The 17367-nt window shown below is 68.6% G+C and carries 11 protein-coding genes; 4 read left to right on the top strand and 7 right to left on the bottom strand.

From position 1 onward, the window contains the following. Nucleotides 1-48: 48 nt before the first annotated feature. The 5 genes from ACVV2G_RS10400 to ngcE form a co-directional block, all read right to left on the bottom strand. Nucleotides 49-1152 (bottom strand): ABC transporter substrate-binding protein, encoded by a 1104-nt coding sequence (locus tag ACVV2G_RS10400; protein ID WP_453842376.1) that lies wholly within the window; start codon nucleotides 1150-1152, stop codon nucleotides 49-51. Between the two features lie 133 nt (nucleotides 1153-1285). Next, entirely contained in the window at nucleotides 1286-2497 is a 1212-nt protein-coding gene (locus tag ACVV2G_RS10405; RefSeq protein ID WP_453842346.1) for an ROK family transcriptional regulator, read from the bottom strand. 197 nt (nucleotides 2498-2694) lie between these two features. After that, nucleotides 2695-3618: a carbohydrate ABC transporter permease gene (locus ACVV2G_RS10410; RefSeq protein WP_453842347.1), complete on the bottom strand. Its 924-nt coding sequence runs from the start codon at nucleotides 3616-3618 to the stop codon at nucleotides 2695-2697. Between the two features lie 4 nt (nucleotides 3619-3622). Then, the gene (locus ACVV2G_RS10415) at nucleotides 3623-4549 is read right to left on the bottom strand and encodes a carbohydrate ABC transporter permease (protein ID WP_453842348.1); all 927 of its coding nucleotides are present in this window, start codon (nucleotides 4547-4549) and stop codon (nucleotides 3623-3625) included. 85 nt (nucleotides 4550-4634) lie between these two features. Then, nucleotides 4635-6083, bottom strand: a complete 1449-nt coding sequence (gene ngcE / locus ACVV2G_RS10420; RefSeq protein ID WP_453842349.1) for an N-acetylglucosamine/diacetylchitobiose ABC transporter substrate-binding protein — start codon at nucleotides 6081-6083, stop codon at nucleotides 4635-4637. A 412-nt stretch (nucleotides 6084-6495) separates the two neighbouring features. Between ngcE and ACVV2G_RS10425 the strand changes: the two genes are divergently transcribed. Beyond that, complete coding sequence (locus ACVV2G_RS10425; RefSeq protein ID WP_453842350.1) at nucleotides 6496-10299, top strand: GH92 family glycosyl hydrolase; 3804 nt, start codon at nucleotides 6496-6498, stop codon at nucleotides 10297-10299. Between the two features lie 225 nt (nucleotides 10300-10524). Beyond that, entirely contained in the window at nucleotides 10525-11457 is a 933-nt protein-coding gene (locus ACVV2G_RS10430) for an FG-GAP repeat domain-containing protein (RefSeq protein WP_453842351.1), read from the top strand. Nucleotides 11458-11527: 70 nt separating this feature from the next. Here ACVV2G_RS10430 and acnA read toward each other — a convergent pair whose 3' ends face one another. Further along, nucleotides 11528-14245 carry an aconitate hydratase AcnA gene (gene acnA, locus ACVV2G_RS10435; protein WP_453842352.1) on the bottom strand — a complete coding sequence of 906 codons (2718 nt, stop codon included), beginning with the start codon at nucleotides 14243-14245 and terminating at the stop codon, nucleotides 11528-11530. A gap of 296 nt (nucleotides 14246-14541) precedes the next feature. On the opposite strand from acnA, the gene ACVV2G_RS10440 reads away from it, so the two are divergent. Beyond that, nucleotides 14542-14739, top strand: a complete 198-nt coding sequence (locus ACVV2G_RS10440) for a DUF4236 domain-containing protein (RefSeq protein WP_453842353.1) — start codon at nucleotides 14542-14544, stop codon at nucleotides 14737-14739. 76 nt (nucleotides 14740-14815) lie between these two features. Continuing rightward, the gene (locus ACVV2G_RS10445; protein ID WP_453842354.1) at nucleotides 14816-16345 is read left to right on the top strand and encodes a UDP-N-acetylglucosamine 1-carboxyvinyltransferase; all 1530 of its coding nucleotides are present in this window, start codon (nucleotides 14816-14818) and stop codon (nucleotides 16343-16345) included. Between the two features lie 237 nt (nucleotides 16346-16582). Here the strand turns inward: ACVV2G_RS10445 and ACVV2G_RS10450 are convergent, their stop codons facing one another. Further along, entirely contained in the window at nucleotides 16583-17308 is a 726-nt protein-coding gene (locus ACVV2G_RS10450; RefSeq protein WP_453842355.1) for an SDR family NAD(P)-dependent oxidoreductase, read from the bottom strand. Between the last annotated feature and the right edge of the window lie 59 nt (nucleotides 17309-17367).

Consider the following 17367-nt stretch of genomic DNA (forward strand, 5'->3'; position numbering starts at 1 on the left):
GGGCAGCCGGTCCCGTACGCGCTCAGGCGGTACGGGAGGCGGGGCCGGCTACTTCAGGCCGATCTCGTCGCAGGCCGCCTGGTACTTGCCGCCACAGATCTCGTCGATCGTGTAGAAGCCTTCCTTGACGACCGTGTCCGCGATGTTGTCCTTGGTCAGCGAGACGACCGGGACCAGGACGGTCGGGATGTCCTTGGTGGTGGCGCTGTCGGCCTTGTCCTTGGCGATGGAGTCGAGCGACTCGCCCTTGGCGAGGGCGACGGCCATCTCGCCGGCGACCTCGGCCTCCTGCGGGTAGGACTTGTAGACGCTCATGTACTGCTCACCGGTGACGATGCGCTGCACACCCGCGAGTTCGGCGTCCTGGCCGGTGACCGGGATGTCGGCGATGCCGGCGGCCTTGAGGGCGGTGATGATGCCGCCCGCCATGCCGTCGTTGGCGGAGTAGACGCCGACGATCTTGTCCTTGCCGAGGGCGGAGATGGCGCCCTCCATGTTGGCGTTGGCGTTCTCCGGCTTCCACTCCTTGGTGTCGTACTCGCGGCCGATCTTCACCTTGCCGTCGAGGACGGAGTGGGCGCCCTCCTTGAACTGGCCGGCGTTCGGGTCGGTGGACGAGCCGTTCATCATGACGATCTGGCCGCCCTCGGCCTTGTCGCCCAGCGCCTTCAGCAGGGCCTCGCCCTGGGTCTTGCCGACGGTGACGTTGTCGAACGAGGTGTAGGCGTCGATCGGGCCCTCGGCGAGGCGGTCGTAGGCGACGACCGGGATGTCGGCCTGCTCGGCCTTGGTGATGGAGCCGGCGATGGCCTTGGAGTCCACCGCGTCCACGATGAGCACGTCGACCTTGTTGGTGATCATCGTGTCGACCTGCTGCGCCTGCAGCGTGGCGTCCTGCTTGGCGTTGGCGTAGACGACCTCGCCCTTGCCGTTCGTGAGTTCCTTGACCTTCTTCTCGATCAAGGGCTTGTCGAACTTCTCGTACCGGGCGGTCTGGTTCTCCGGAAGGAGGAGACCGACCTTGATGTCGTCGCCCTTCTTGGCGGCGGAGTCGGACGAGTCGGCCTTGTCGCCGGACTCCTTGGCGCTGCCACAAGCGGCGAGCGAGACGGCCATCGCACCAGCGGCAACGGCAACGGCGGCACGACGCATACGCGTGTTCACTTCAGAAACCTCCCTGACGAGGCCGCGTCGTTGCGGCCGAGGTGGCTGGAAGTCAACTCGGCCGCACGTGCGACGTCAAGAAGTAAATCCTTAACGAGATGACAACGGTGCCATCCGTGCTCTAAGTGAAGGCAGGGGTGACGGCGGACAGAGCACTGGTTGCGCTTCCGTCCAAAAGCGTCGAATCGCCCATCTCGCTGAGGGCGAGAGCAAGCGCCCCGAGCACCTCCGCGCGGCCTCCGAGCGCCCCGGGGAGCACCGACAGCTGCCGCGCCGCGCTGGGGATCGCGTAGCGGCCCACGGACTCCCTGATCGGCCCCAGCACCAGCTCACCGGCCTCGGCGAGGTCGCCGCCGAGGACGACGCGGCTCGGGTTGAGCAGGTTGCAGAGGTTGGCGACGCCGCTGCCGATGTGGCGGCCGACGTCGGCGATCACCCGGCGGCAGCCCGGATCGCCGTCCCGCGCCAGCCGGACGACGCCCTCCATCGTCAGGTCCGTGCCGTGGCTCGGCTGGAGGAGCGGGAGGACGTAGCGGGCGGCCGCGAAGGTCTCCAGGCAGCCCCGGTTTCCGCAGCGGCAGACGGGACCGGCCTCGTCGAGCGTGATGTGCCCGATCTCGCCCGCCGTGCCACCGGGCCCGCGGTAGATCTTCCCGCTGATCACCAGGCCCGCGCCGACACCGCTGGCGACCTTGATGTACGCCAGGTCCCGCACCCCCCGGCCGCTGCCCCAGACCAGCTCGCCCAGGGCCCCGAGGTTGGCGTCGTTGTCCACGTGCACCGGCACGCCGAGCCGCCCCCGCAGCTCCTCGGCGGGCCGGGTGCCGCCCCAGCCGGGCAGGATGGCGGTCGACCCCAGCGTCCCGGACTCCACGTCGATGGGACCGGGCACGCCCAGCCCCACTCCGGCGACCTTGGACGGGTCGATGCCGGTCGCCGCGATCAGCCGGTTGACCAGCTGCTCCGCCCGGTCGAAGCCCTGGGCGGCGGACGCGTCGACGTCCAGCGGCTCGGACTCCTCGGCGAGCACCTGGTGGGCGAGGTTCCCCACCGCGACGCGCAGGTGCGTGTGCCCGAAGTCCACGCCGATGACGATGCCGGCGTCCCCGCTCAGCGAGACGCTGCGGGCCCGCCGGCCGCCCGCCGAGGTGGGCGTGACCTCGACCGTCCCGCCGTCCTTCAGCTCCCGGACGATGTTCGAGACGGTCGCCGCGGACAGCCCCGTCGTCCTCGCGATCTCCGCCTGCGTGAGCGACCCGGCGAGCCGTACCGCTCGTACGACCCTTTCCAGGTTGGCTCGGTGCAGCGACGACTGCGACCCGGGAGTCTCCACGACGACCTCCTGCGCGCGGGGCCGCTTCGATGAGGCCCCGTCCATGTCCAACTAGTGAACCCTAAGCTGAGCCGTTAGGGTCGCCTCCCGTCAAGAGGTTGAACCGCATCCGGGTGCTCGGCGCCCTTGACCGCACACATGTGCGTGCGTGCCGCCGCCGGCGGTCCGGGGGACGGCACGCACGCGGGGCCGGGCGGTTACTTGAGGGCACCCGCCGTGAGTCCCTGGACGACCTGACGCTGGAAGACGACGTACGCCGCCAGCACCGGAAGCATCGCCATCACCAGGCCCGCGAACAGGCCGGACCAGTCACCCTTGTATCCCTGGCTGACCGCCAGCTGCACCAGGCCCTGGGTCAGGACGTGCTTGTCCGGGTCGGTGTTGAGCACGGTCGGCAGCATGTACTGGTTCCACTGGCCCAGGAAGTTGAAGATGCCCACGCTGATCAGACCCGGCTTGGCCATCGGCAGCATGACCTGGAAGAAGGTCCGGGTGTGCGAGGCCCCGTCCACGAACGCGGCCTCCGCCACGGAACTCGGCAGAGTGCGGAAGAACGCGGTCAGGAAGAACACCGTGAAGGGCAGTGAATAGGCGATGTAGACGAGGATCAGCCCGTGAATGGTGTTCAGCAGTCCCATGTTGTCCACCACGTAGAACAACGGGACCAGCGCGAGCATGATCGGGAAACTCATGCCGCCGACGAACAAGTAATAGATGAACCGGTTGCCCGGGAATTCGAACCGGGCCAGCACATAGGCCGCCATCGAGCCGAGCACCAGCGTGCCGGCCAGCGAACCACCCACCACCAGGACGGTGTTGAGGAAGTAGTCGCTCATGTGTGCCTGGGACCACGCCCGCGACCAGTTGTCGAAGTTCAGCTTGTCGGGGAGCGACCAGGGCGAGCCGAAGATGGCGGCGTCGTCCTTGAAGGAGGTCATCACCGCCCACACCAGCGGCATGCCGACCATGATCGCCCAGATGACGAGGACACCGTGGGAGAAGACGTTGAGGGCGGTCCCCTCCCTCTTCCCCTTCCGGAGTCCGCCGGGCGGGTCCTGCGTCGTGCGGACGGATGCGTCCGGCTCGGCCGGTACGGGAGCGGGGGTCTCGGTCGTCTTCATCTGTTCAGTACTCCAGCCGCTCGCGCCGGCCCAGCTTCATCACGAGGGCGGCGAAGGCCAGCGTGACGACGAGCAGGGCGACGCCGATGGTGGTGGCGTAGGCGGCCTGACCGTCCCGGAACGCCTTCTGGTACACGTACAGGACCATCACGGTGGTCGAGTAGTCGGGTCCGCCGGGTCCGGTCGTCATGATCTGCACGACCGCGAAGGACTCGGCCCCGAGGGCCAGGATGCCCATGTAGACCCAGCCGGACTGCACCGTGTCCCACAGCAGCGGCAGGGTGACCTTGAAGAAGGTGGTGAAGCGGCTCGCCCCGTCCAGCAGGGCGGCCTCGTACAGCTCCGCCGGGATGGAGGCCATGCCCGCGGAGAAGAGGACCACGAAGAAGCCGACCGTCGACCAGACGAGCACCGCCATCACGCACCACAGCGCGAGGTTCGGATCGCCGAGCCACAGCGGCTGGAGGGAGCCCAGGCCGATGCCGCGCAGCAGGGAGTTGACCGCGCCGCTGTCCGGGTTGTACGCGAACTGGAACAGCAGGGCGACGATCGCGATGGAGAGCACCTGCGGGAAGAAGTAGACGATCTTGTAGAAGCCCGAGCCGCGGACGCCGGTGACCACCGGGCCGCCCTTGCGCTTGCGCCCGCCCACGTTGATCATGAAGGCGAAGAAGAGCGCCAGGCCGAGCGTGACCAGCGGCACCAGCAGGGCGAACACCACGCTGTGCTGCAACGACTTCCAGAAGATCTCGTCGTCGAGCATCCGCGAGTAGTTGTCGAGGCCGACCATCTCGAACTCGGGGCTCAGCCCCGTCCAGTCCGTGAACGAGTAGTAGATGGACTGGACGAACGGCCAGACGACGAAGAGCGCGTACAGCCCCAGGGGGACCGACAGGAACCCCACGACGAACCGGTACTTGCCGTGCTGCATTGCTACCGACCCCGATCTGCGCGCGGGTGGCGCCGCCGGGGCCCGCCCGGCGCGGGAGCGCCGGGCGGGCCCTGGTGACACGTCCTCACTGGTGCTTGTAGTGCTTGATCGACGAGTCCTTGGCGGCCTCGTCGGCATAGCCCTGGATCTTCTTGATCGTCTCGGCCGGGGTGAGCCGGCCGGCCATCATCTCGCCCAGGCAGGAGACGCCGATCTTCTCCTTCTGCAGCTGCACGTACCAGTCCTGCATGCGCGGGTTCACCACGTTGTCCCCGGCCAGCTCCAGCGCCGCGACGCCGGACCTGAGGCCCGGGGTCAGCTCGATGCCGTCGGTGCCGCCGTTGTAGGCGCTGAGCGACTTCACCTTGCTGGTGAAGTTCTTCGAGGAGGCCTCGCTCAGCATGATGCGCAACTGCTCCATGCCGCCCGCGCCGTTGGCCGCCTTGGCCGGGACGATGAAGGGCTCGCCGCCGGAGGCCCAGATGGTGCCGAAGGGCATCTTGTCGTTCTCGTCGATGCCGGGCGGCGCGGAGACGGCGAGGTCGAAGTCCGCGGGGATGACCTTGGCCGACTCGTTCTCCACCCAGGAGCCGTTGGGGAGGAAGAGGGCGTCGCCCTTGGCCCAGGCGGTCTGCGACTGGATGTGGTCCAGGCCCGGGGTGCCCTTGAGGATGTAGCCCTTCTCGTACAGTTCGTACCAGGCCTCGAAGACCGCCTTGACCGCCGGGTGCTTCCAGGCGTTCGGCTCCAGGTTGTCGATCGCGTCGAGCACCTCGGCGCCGCCGACCTTGGCGATCATCGGGGACATCGAGAAGGGGATGTAGTAGGGGTACTTGCCCGCGTACGTCCAGCCGGCCATGCCCTTCTTCTTGGCCTTCGCGCAGACCGCGAGCATCTCGTCCCAGGTCTTCGGGTACTCCGCGTCGAGCGAGTCCAGCGCCTTCCGCGAGTACCAGTTGCCGTACACCGTGTAGGCGTAGTACAGGATCCAGACCGGGTCGCCGTCGAACTGGCCCATCTCCACGATGCCGGGGCGCAGCGTGTCGCGGACCTTCTTGTCCGGGTCGTCGTAGGACGGGGCGTCCAGCAGCGGGGTGAGGTCGGTGAGCTGCTTCTTGCCGACCAGGACGCCCATGTCCATCTGCTCGGCGCCGGAGTTGTCGACGAGGTCGGGCGGGTTGCCGCCGTTGAAGCGCGGCTGCAGGGTGGACTGGATCTTCTGGGTGGCGGAGAACTTCACCGTGGCCTCGGGGAAGGCCTTCTCGTACAGCTTCACGGCGTCCTCGGCGTACTCCTTGCCGAAGCCGCCGTCGAAGAGGACGAACTCCATCCGGGCGCTGTCGTTGACCGCGAGCGGGTTCTCGGCGGACTTCTCGCCCGCCTCGGCCTTCTCCTGGTCGTCCCCGCCGCCGCTGGCGCAGGCGGAGAGGAAGCTCATCGTCGGGACGGAGATCAGGCCGAGCGCGGCGGAACGCTTGATCAGATCGCGGCGGCCGACGCCCTTGCCGTCGTTCTCGGCGGAAGTGGATCCCATGCTCAAGTCCTCGCCTTCTCCAGGACTCAGGCGGTGAACCGGATCCTCCCCGGCACCGCGATCGGGTCACGCTGGGTCGTGCAGGAAATGCGGGTACTGCGGATCGGGCAGTGCTGTCCGGGCGCTCCGGCGGTATCCGCCGCGCGATTGCCCCGGGTCCCCCTGATGGCCGACAGGTATAGTCCACTTTCCGTCAGCTGAGCAAGATCGAATGCAAGGTTGGCCGTACGTCTTTTCCGAGTTGAGACCTCCCGGAAATGTGAACGGCCTGTGCACCACTTGCCGGAAGAATCCCCTCCATAAGCCCCGAACGCCACAACCAACGCCCTTGACATCACATGTCACTTGACCCCTACTGGTCCATGCGCAGTTCAGTTGACAACGTTGTCCGCAGCGCTGGGAGGGCCAGGGCATGCAGTACAGAGTTCGGCACAGATGGGGCCCGGCGGTCGTGTTGACGACCGCCTTCGCCGTGGCGGTGGGTTCGCAGGGGGCGGCGGTCGCACGGCCCGGCGCGCCCGCCGGAGCCGACCGGGAGTTCACGTCCTCGTTCGAGGCGGACGACCCGGCTCCGGACTGGCTCAGCACCGTGGAGACGGGCCGGGACGGGAAGAAGCGGTCCTCGGGCGTGGACGGCGGCTACAGCACGGGCATACCGGGCAGTGTCACCGACCACGTCACCGCGGTGCGGGCGAGCGCCGAGAACACGGGCGGCGGGGAGGTGAAGGAGAACCTCGCCGACGGCGAGCCCACCACCAAGTGGCTGGCGTTCGAGAAGACCGGCTGGATCGAGTTCGACCTGGACGCGCCGGCCCGGATCGCCAAGTACGCCCTCACCTCGGCCAACGACGCCGGCGAACGCGACCCGGCGGACTGGACGCTCAAGGGCTCGGCGGACGGCGAAACCTGGCAGACCCTGGACACCCGCTCGGGGGAATCCTTCGGAGAGCGTTTCCAGACCAGGACCTATGAGCTGGCCGAGCCGGCCGAGTACCGGCACTTCCGGCTGGAGATCACCAGGAACAACGGCGCGGACCTCCTCCAGCTCGCCGACCTGCAGCTGGCCACCGCCGCCACCGAGACGCCCGTCCCCGAGGACATGCTCTCCCTCGTGGACCGCGGACCGAGCGGCTCGCCGACGGCGAAGGCGGGCGCCGGCTTCACCGGCACGCACGCCCTGAAGTACGCGGGCCGGCACACCGCGGACGGCGGGGCGCACTCGTACAACAAGGTCTTCGACGTCAACGTGAAGGTCGAGCGCCGTACCGAGCTGTCCTACAAGATCTTCCCGTCGATGGCGGACGGCGACCTCGACTACGACGCCACGAACGTCTCCGTCGACCTCGCCTTCACCGACGGCACCTACCTGAGCGACCTCAAGGCCACCGACCAGCACGGGTTCCCGCTGACGCCGCGCGGTCAGGGCGACGCCAAGATCCTCTACGTCAACCAGTGGAACAGCGTGAAGTCGGGGATCGGCTCGGTCGCGGCCGGCAGGACCGTCGACCGGATCCTGGTGGCGTACGACTCCCCCAAGGGCCCGGCGAAGTTCCGGGGCTGGCTGGACGACGTGGCCATCGAGCGGGCCGAGCCCGAGCGGCCGCAGGCCCACCTCTCCGACTACGCGCTGACCACCCGCGGCACCAACTCCACCGGCAGCTTCTCGCGCGGCAACAACATCCCGGCGACGGCCGTGCCTCACGGCTTCAACTTCTGGACCCCGGTGACCAACGCCGGTTCGCTGAGCTGGCTGTACGACTACGCGCGCGGCAACAACGCGGACAACCTGCCCACCCTCCAGGCGTTCGGCGCGAGCCACGAGCCGAGCCCGTGGATGGGCGACCGGCAGACCTTCCAGGTGATGCCGTCCGCGGCCTCCGGCACCCCGGACACCGGCCGGGACGCCCGCGAGCTGGCCTTCCGGCACGAGAACGAGACCGCCCGGCCGTACTACTACGGCGTGCGGTTCGAGAACGGCCTGAAGGCCGAGATGGCGCCGACCGACCACGCCGCGATGATGCGCTTCACCTACCCCGGTGACGACGCGAGCGTGATCTTCGACAACGTCAACGACCAGGCCGGCCTGACCCTCGACCGGGAGAACGGCACCTTCCAGGGCTACTCGGACGTCAAGTCCGGGCTCTCCACGGGCGCCACCCGCCTCTTCGTCTACGGCGAGTTCGACTCCAGGGTCACCGGCGGCGACTCCAGCGGCGTCAAGGGCCACCTGCGGTTCGACGCGGGCAGGGACCGCACCGTGACGCTGCGCATCGCGACCTCGCTGATCGGCGTCGACCAGGCGAAGGACAACCTGCGCCAGGAGATCCCGAAGCGCGCCTCCTTCGACAAGGTCAAGCGCGACGCCCAGAAGCAGTGGGACCGCATCCTCGGCAAGATCGAGGTCGAGGGCGCCACGCAGGACCAGCTGACCACGCTGTACTCCAGCCTCTACCGGCTGTACCTGTACCCGAACGCGGGCCACGAGAAGGTCGACGGCACGTACAAGTACGCCTCCCCCTTCTCGAAGGCGGTCAAGGAGGACACCCCGACGCAGACCGGCGCCAAGGTCGTGGACGGCAAGGTGTACGTCAACAACGGCTTCTGGGACACCTACCGGACCACCTGGCCCGCGTACTCCTTCCTGACGCCCTCCAAGGCCGGTGAACTGGTCGACGGTTTCGTGCAGCACTACAAGGACGGCGGCTGGACCTCGCGCTGGTCCTCCCCCGGCTACGCGGACCTGATGACCGGCACCTCCTCGGACGTCGCCTTCGCCGACGCCTACGTCAAGGGCGTCGACTTCGACGCGAAGGCGGCCTACGACGCGGCCGTCAAGAACGCCACCACCGTCCCCCCGTCCTCGGGCGTGGGCCGCAAGGGCATGGCGACCTCGCCGTTCCTCGGCTACACCGGCACCGAGACGCACGAGGGCCTGTCGTGGGCGCTGGAGGGCTACCTCAACGACTACGGCATCGCGAAGATGGGCGAGAAGCTCTACGCGGAGACGGGCGAGAAGCGGTACAAGGAGGAGGCTGCGTACTTCCTGAACCGCGCCCAGGACTACGTCAACATGTTCGACGCGAAGGCCGGCTTCTTCCAGGGCAAGGACGCGGCGGGCAAGTGGCGCGTGGACTCCGGGACGTACGACCCGCGCGTGTGGGGCCACGACTACACGGAGACCAACGGCTGGGGCTACGCCTTCACCGCCCCGCAGGACAGCCGCGGCCTCGCCAACCTCTACGGCGGCCGCGAGGGGCTCGGCGACAAGCTCGACGAGTACCTGTCCACGCCCGAGACGGCCTCTCCCGAGTTCGTCGGCTCCTACGGCGGCGTCATCCACGAGATGACCGAGGCCCGGGACGTCCGCATGGGCATGTACGGGCACTCCAACCAGGTCGCCCACCACGCCCTGTACATGTACGACGCGGCCGGGCAGCCGTACAAGACGCAGGAGAACGTCCGCGAAGTGCTCTCCCGCCTGTACACCGGCAGCGACATCGGCCAGGGCTACCACGGCGACGAGGACAACGGCGAGCAGTCGGCCTGGTTCCTCTTCTCCTCGCTCGGCTTCTACCCGCTGGTGATGGGCAGCGGCGAGTACGCCATCGGCTCCCCGCTGTTCAAGAAGGCGACCGTGCACCTGGAGAACGGCCACAAGCTGGTCGTCAAGGCGCCGAAGAACAGCACGGCCAACGTCTACGTGCAGGGGCTGAAGGTCAACGGCAAGCGCTGGACCTCGACCTCGCTCCCCCACGACCTGATCGCCAAGGGCGGTGTCCTGGAGTTCGACATGGGCCCGCGGCCGTCCTCCTGGGGCACCGGGAAGAACGCCGCTCCGGTGTCGATCACCCAGGACGACGAGGTGCCGGCCCCGCGCGCGGACGCCGTCGAGGGCGAGGGCGCCCTGTTCGACAACACGTCGGCGACCGAGGCGGCCGTGACGTCGGTGGACCTGCCGGTGTCCGGCCAGGGCGCCAAGGCGGTCCAGTACACCCTGACGTCGTCGGCGGACCGGGCGAAGGCACCGGCCGGCTGGAAGCTCCAGGGCTCGGCCGACGGCACGACCTGGCGGACGCTGGACCGGCGCACCGGCGAGTCCTTCGCCTGGGACCGGCAGACGCGGGCGTTCTCGGTCAAGTCGCCGGGCACGTACGCGAAGTACCGGCTGGTGCTCGACGGCGAGCACACGCTGGCGGAGGTGGAGCTGCTGGCGTGACGGTGAGCGCGGGATGACGCTGCGGGGTACGCCGGGTGACCGGCGTACCCCGCAAAAGGTTGTACGCCCCACGTTGCGCTTGCATACCTGTTCTGTACCGCTCTCGTTCCCCGCCGTACATCTGTTTGACGCGTGTACGTCATGTGTAAGGATCACGAAGTACCGCGGGATCACGCGGACTTACCCGTCCGGGATCCCTTTCACATGACCAGATGGAGGACCCACGTGGCCAAAAGCTCCGGCCTGAACACACGTCGCACCCTGGCGCGTGCCACGGCTGCCGCGCTCACCGCCGCTCTGGTGGCGACCGCTGCGGGCAGCGCCGTCGCCGCGGACACGCCGGGGCCGGTCGCGTCCCGGCCGCAGGTCGACGTGAAGCCGTCGGACGCCTCGAAGTTCGGCTCGTCCGCCCTGCCCGGCGACGCGCAGATCAACCCGCTGTTCGGCGTGGACGGCAACGGCGACCTGTGGAGCTACTACCCGACCGGCGAGGGCGGGGTGGACTCCCGCCTGGAGTCCGGATACGGGTGGCAGTCGGCCCGCGCCATCACCCAGGTGGACCACGACGCCGACGGTTACTCGGACGGCATCTGGCACGTCACGTCCGGGGGCCAGCTGTATTACGGTCCCTGGAACAGCGAAAACCACGAGTTCATCGGCAACGGCTGGAAGATCTACGACCAGCTCTTCTCACCGGCGAACGTCGGTGGCGCCGCCGCCGACGACCTGCTCGCCCGGGACGCCTCCGGCGTGCTGTGGCTGTACCTCGGCTACGGCAACGGCACGCTGACCCAGCGCTACCGGGTCGGCGGCGGGTGGGACGCCTACACCCACATCACCGGCAAGGGCGACCTGACCGGCGACGGCAGGGCCGACATCGTCGCCAAGGACACGTCCGGCGTGCTGTGGCTCTACAAGGGCACCGGCGACTACAAGGCGCCGTTCTCGTCCCGCTCCCGCATCGGCGGCGGCTGGAACACGTACAACACCATCGTGTCCGTCGGCGACATCGACATCGACGGCATCACCGACCTGGTCGCGCGCGACAAGGCCGGCGCGCTGTACCTGTACCGGGGCACCGGCAACGGTTCCGCCCCGTACAAGTCCCCCGTGAAGATCGGCAGCGGCGGCTGGAACACGTACCGCCTGCTGTTCTGAGAGGCGGGCAAGGGCGAGGGCCGCACCCCCGGCGACGGGGGTGCGGCCCTCGGCCGTTGCGCGGTGCCGTCTACTTGCGGATCAGGCTGCGCAGCACGTACTGCAGGATGCCGCCGTTGCGGTAGTAGTCCGCCTCACCCGGGGTGTCGATGCGGACGACGGCGTCGAACTCCACGCCGGTGTCGGTGGTGACCTTCACCGTGCGCGGGGTGGTGCCCTCGTTCAGCTCGGTGACGCCGGAGACGGAGAAGGTCTCCTCGCCGGTCAGGCCGAGGGAGGCCGCGGTCCGGCCCTCCGGGAACTGGAGCGGCAGGACACCCATGCCGATGAGGTTGGAGCGGTGGATGCGCTCGTAGGACTCGGCGATGACGGCCTTGACGCCCAGGAGCGCGGTGCCCTTGGCCGCCCAGTCGCGGGACGAGCCCGAGCCGTACTCCTTGCCGGCCAGGACGACGAGCGGGATGCCCTGCTCGATGTAGTTCCGCGAGGCGTCGTAGATGAACGACACCGGGCCGTCGGCCTGGGTGAAGTCGCGGGTGTAGCCGCCCTCGGTGCCCGGCGCGATCTGGTTGCGCAGGCGGATGTTGGCGAACGTGCCGCGGATCATGATCTCGTGGTTGCCGCGGCGCGAGCCGTAGCTGTTGAAGTCGCGGCGCTCGACGCCGTGCTCCGTCAGGTACTTGCCGGCCGGGGTGTCGGCCTTGATCGCACCGGCCGGGGAGATGTGGTCGGTGGTGACCGAGTCGCCCAGCTTGGCGAGGACCCGGGCGCCGGAGATGTCCTCGACCGGGGCCGGCTCCATGCCCATGCCCTCGAAGTACGGGGGCTTGCGGACGTAGGTGGACTCGCCGTCCCACTCGAAGGTGTCGCCGGTGGGGATGGACAGCGCCTGCCACTGGGCGTCGCCCGCGAAGACGTCGCTGTAGGACTTGGAGAACATGTCCTCGCCGATGGCACTGGCGACGACCTCGTTGACCTCGGCCTCGGTGGGCCAGATGTCCTTCAGGTGGACCGGGTTGCCGTCCTGGTCGGCGCCCAGCGCCTCCTTGGTGATGTCGACCTTCATCGAGCCCGCGAGGGCGTAGGCGACCACCAGCGGCGGGGACGCCAGGTAGTTCATCTTGACGTCGGGGTTGATGCGGCCCTCGAAGTTCCGGTTGCCGGAGAGGACCGAGGTGACGGCGAGGTCGTGGTCGTTGACGGCCTTGGAGACCTCGTCCGGCAGCGGGCCGGAGTTGCCGATGCAGGTGGTGCAGCCGTAGCCGACGAGGTTGAAGCCGACCTTGTCGAGGTACGGGGTCAGGCCCGCCTTCTCGAAGTAGTCGGTGACGACCTTGGAGCCCGGGGCGAGGGTGGTCTTGACCCACGGCTTGCGGGTCAGGCCCTTCTCGACCGCCTTCTTGGCCACCAGCGCGGCGGCGACCATGACGTACGGGTTGGAGGTGTTGGTGCAGGAGGTGATGGCGGCGACCGTCACCGCACCGTGGTCCAGCTCGTAGGTCGTGCCGTCGGGGGCGGTGACCGGGACCGGGTTGGACGGGCCGCCGTTGGGGGCGACGGCCGGGGCGTCGGAGGCCGGGAAGGACTCCTGGCCCGCCTCGTCCACGCTGTCGACGTAGTTGCGCACGTCCTGCTTGAACTGCTCGGCGGCGTTCGCGAGGACGATGCGGTCCTGCGGGCGCTTCGGGCCGGCGATGGAGGGGACGACCGTGGAGAGGTCGAGCTCCAGCTTCTCGGAGAAGTCCGGCTCGGCCTTCGGGTCCAGCCAGAGGCCCTGCTCCTTGGCGTACGCCTCGACGAGGGCGACCTGCTGGTCGCTGCGGCCGGTCAGGCGCATGTAGTTCAGCGTCTCGTCGTCGATCGGGAAGATCGCGGCGGTGGAGCCGAACTCCGGCGACATGTTGCCGATGGTGGCGCGGTTGGCCAGCGAGGTGGCGGCGACGCCCTCGCCGTAGAACTCGACGAACTTGCCGACGACGCCGTGCTTGCGCAGCATCTCGGTGATGGTGAGCACCAGGTCGGTGGCGGTGGTGCCGGGCGTCAGCTCGCCGGTCAGCTTGAAGCCGACGACGCGCGGGATCAGCATGGAGACCGGCTGGCCGAGCATCGCGGCCTCGGCCTCGATGCCGCCGACGCCCCAGCCGAGGACACCGAGGCCGTTGACCATGGTGGTGTGCGAGTCGGTGCCGACCAGGGTGTCGGGGTAGGCCTTGCCGTCACGGATCATGACGACGCGGGCCAGGTGCTCGATGTTCACCTGGTGGACGATGCCGGTGCCGGGCGGGACGACCTTGAAGTCGTCGAAGGCGGTCTGGCCCCAGCGCAGGAACTGGTAGCGCTCCTTGTTGCGGCCGTACTCCAGGTCGACGTTCTGCTGGAAGGCGTCGTTGGTGCCGAACTTGTCGGCGATGACGGAGTGGTCGATGACCATCTCGGCCGGGGAGAGCGGGTTGATCTTGTTCGGGTCGCCGCCCAGCTCCTTGACGGCCTCACGCATGGTGGCGAGGTCGACGACGCAGGGCACGCCCGTGAAGTCCTGCATGATCACGCGGGCCGGCGTGAACTGGATCTCCTGCGACGGCTGGGCCTGCGAGTCCCAGCCGCCGAGGGCGCGGATGTGGTCGGCGGTGATGTTCGCGCCGTCCTCGGTACGGAGCAGGTTCTCCAGCAGGACCTTCAGGCTGTAGGGAAGGCGCGCGGAGCCCTCGACCTTGTCCAGCCGGAAGATCTCGTACGACTCGTCGCCCACCTGCAGTGTGCTGCGGGCGTCGAAGCTGTTCGCCGACACGACAGTCTCCTTCATTTAAGTGCGCGTACCACCGCATCCTGCCGCCACGCCGCCCTGGCCATTCCGCTGAGGTAGGGCTAAGTTAGGTAACCCTTACCAGGTGGCGGCCGCGGTGCGCCTCGACAGATATCTCGATGTCGAGATAACTCTAGTACATGGGGGCGGGCTGGTCATGCCCGGGCGCGGTGTGGCGTGCGCCCCATCCCGGGTGACCCGGAGAGCCATCACTACGCCGGACGGGGGTATCCGACTTGCGCCGGGAGGGTGTTCCCGGCGCGACTCGGCAAGGAGGCACGATGCCCCTCACGTTCCGCAAGAGCTTCCGGATCCTCCCCGGGGTGCGGCTGAACATCAACAAACGCTCGTGGTCCATCACGACCGGTGGCGCGAACGGCCCCCGCCACACCCGCAGCAGCACCGGACGCCGTACGACGTCGATGGACCTGCCCGGGCCTTTCGGATGGCGCCGCACCACGGCCGGCAAGCGCCGCTGAGGCCGCCGTTGACGTCCCGTCACCCGGACGGACCCCCCGAGAGGCGCCATCTCATATCTGAGATAGCCTCAACCTCATGGCAGACGACTACCTCGTACGCATCGGCAAGCTCATCCGTGACGCCCGGCAGCACCGCGGCTGGACCCAGTCACAGCTTGCGGAGGCGCTCAACACCAGTCAGAGCGCCGTCAACCGCGTCGAGCGCGGCAACCAGAACATCAGCCTTGAGATGATCGCCCGGATCGGTGAAGCGCTGGACAGCGAAATCGTCTCTCTGGGCTACGCGGGACCGATGCACCTGCGCGTGGTCGGCGGCCGGCGCCTCTCGGGTGCCATCGACGTCAAGACCAGCAAGAACGCCTGTGTGGCCCTGCTCTGCGCCTCGCTCCTCAACAAGGGGCGCACGGTGCTGCGCCGGGTCGCCCGCATCGAGGAGGTCTACCGGCTCCTGGAGGTGCTGAACTCCATCGGTGTCCGCACCCGCTGGATCAACGACGGCGCCGACCTGGAGATCGTGCCGCCGGCCGAGCTGGACATGGAGGCCATCGACGCCGAGGCCGCCGTCCGCACCCGTTCCATCATCATGTTCCTCGGCCCGCTGCTGCACCGCATGGAGCGCTTCCGGCTGCCCTACGCCGGCGGCTGCGACCTCGGCACCCGGACCATCGAGCCGCACATGATCGCGCTGCGCCGCTTCGGCCTGGACGTCGCCGCGACCGAGGGCCACTACCACGCGGTGGTCGACCGTCAGGTGCGCCCGGACCGCCCGATCGTGCTGACCGAGCGGGGCGACACGGTCACCGAGAACGCGCTCCTCGCCGCCGCCCGGCACGACGGCGTCACCGTCATCCGCAACGCCTCCTCCAACTACATGGTCCAGGACCTGTGCTTCTTCCTGGAGGCCCTGGGCGTGCGGGTCGAAGGCATCGGCACCACCACCCTGACCGTGCACGGCATGCCGGTCATCGACGCGGACGTGGACTACTCCCCCTCCGAGGACCCGGTCGAGGCGATGAGCCTGCTCGCCGCCGCCGTGGTGACCGAGTCGGAACTGACGGTCCGCCGCGTCCCCATCGAGTTCCTGGAGATCGAGCTGGCGGTCCTGGAGGAGATGGGCCTCGACCACGACCGCACCCCGGAGTACTTCGCGGACAACGGCCGCACGCGCCTGGTGGACCTGACCGTGCGCCCCTCCAAGCTGGAGGCGCCCATCGACAAGATCCACCCCATGCCCTTCCCGGGCCTGAACATCGACAACGTCCCCTTCTTCGCGGCCATCGCGGCCTCGGCGCAGGGCCAGACCCTCATCCACGACTGGGTCTACGACAACCGCGCGATCTACCTCACCGACCTCAGCCGCCTCGGCGGCCGCCTCCAGCTCCTGGACCCCCACCGCGTCCTGGTCGAGGGCCCCACCCGCTGGCGCGCCGCCGAGATGATGTGCCCGCCCGCCCTGCGCCCCGCCGTGGTGGTCCTGCTGGCGATGATGGCGGCCGAGGGCACGTCCGTGCTGCGCAACGTGTACGTCATCAACCGCGGTTACGAGGACCTGGCCGAGCGGCTGAACTCGATCGGGGCGCAGATCGAGATCTTCCGGGACATCTGAGCGGCGGGGTGGTGTGCCCCTTGAAGGCAAGGGGCACACCTGAATACGCCAGCTGACCTGCGGATACCCCGCATCGTCGAAAGCATCAACTGAGCTCGCGCAGACGGAGGTCGGCCGGGAGCGCGTCGGGAGACGGCGACCAGAACACTGCCGCGGTCCGATCTACACCGCCTCCTGGACGGCCGCCGGCGAGGACGTGTTGCAGAACTCGCTTCCGTCGGGGAGCGGTGGGAAGTCTCAGGACTCGAGAAACTTGTCCGCCAGGCCCTTTTCCAGGTAGTCATCCGGCAGGTCCTGGATGACCAGCTCGGCTTCGGTGCGCCCGGTGTGCAGCTGCCAGTAGGCGTCGGCCATCGTCTGGGGCTGGGAAGCGTGGCCGCCCTGGCCGATGAAGGCGGCGATCGCCACGTGCGCGGCGTAGACGCCGGTGCCGGAAAGCGCGGCATGCAGGTTGAGGATCCAGTTGCGCATCCCACCGGTGGCGACCTGGACGTTCGCCACGTGCGGGGCGATCAGCGGCCCCGAACCTGCGCCACTGCTGACCAGGACCGTACCTGTGCCGCGCTCCAGCATGCCGGGCAGGACGTGCTGCACCGCCGCGACGCCGCCGAGCAGGTAGAGATCCAGCTGGGCCAGAACCGACTCGACGGTGACCTTCGTGGCCTCGACGAGCGGCGCGCGGCGCAGATCGGCCGGGGTCGGCGCGGGTGAATACTCGAGCACGTCGATCGGCCCCAGTCGCTCCTCGGCCGCAGTCAACGCCGCGTGCAGAGCAGGCCGATCCGTCACGTCGGCGGGAAACACCTCGACCCGGACGCCCGTGTCGGCCAGATCATCGGCTACCGCCTGCAGCCTCGTACGATTACGGGCGATCAGCGCCACGTCGAAGCCCTCAGCCGCGAACCGCCGGCCGATCGACCGGCCCAGCTGCGGGCCTGCGCCGACGATTGCGATCGTGCTCAATTCGCCACCTCTTACTTTTGTTGCAGTTCTTGTCAAGATTGTAGAAAGGGCTCGGCGCC

It is taken from the genome of Streptomyces sp. JK94 (assembly GCF_053613315.1).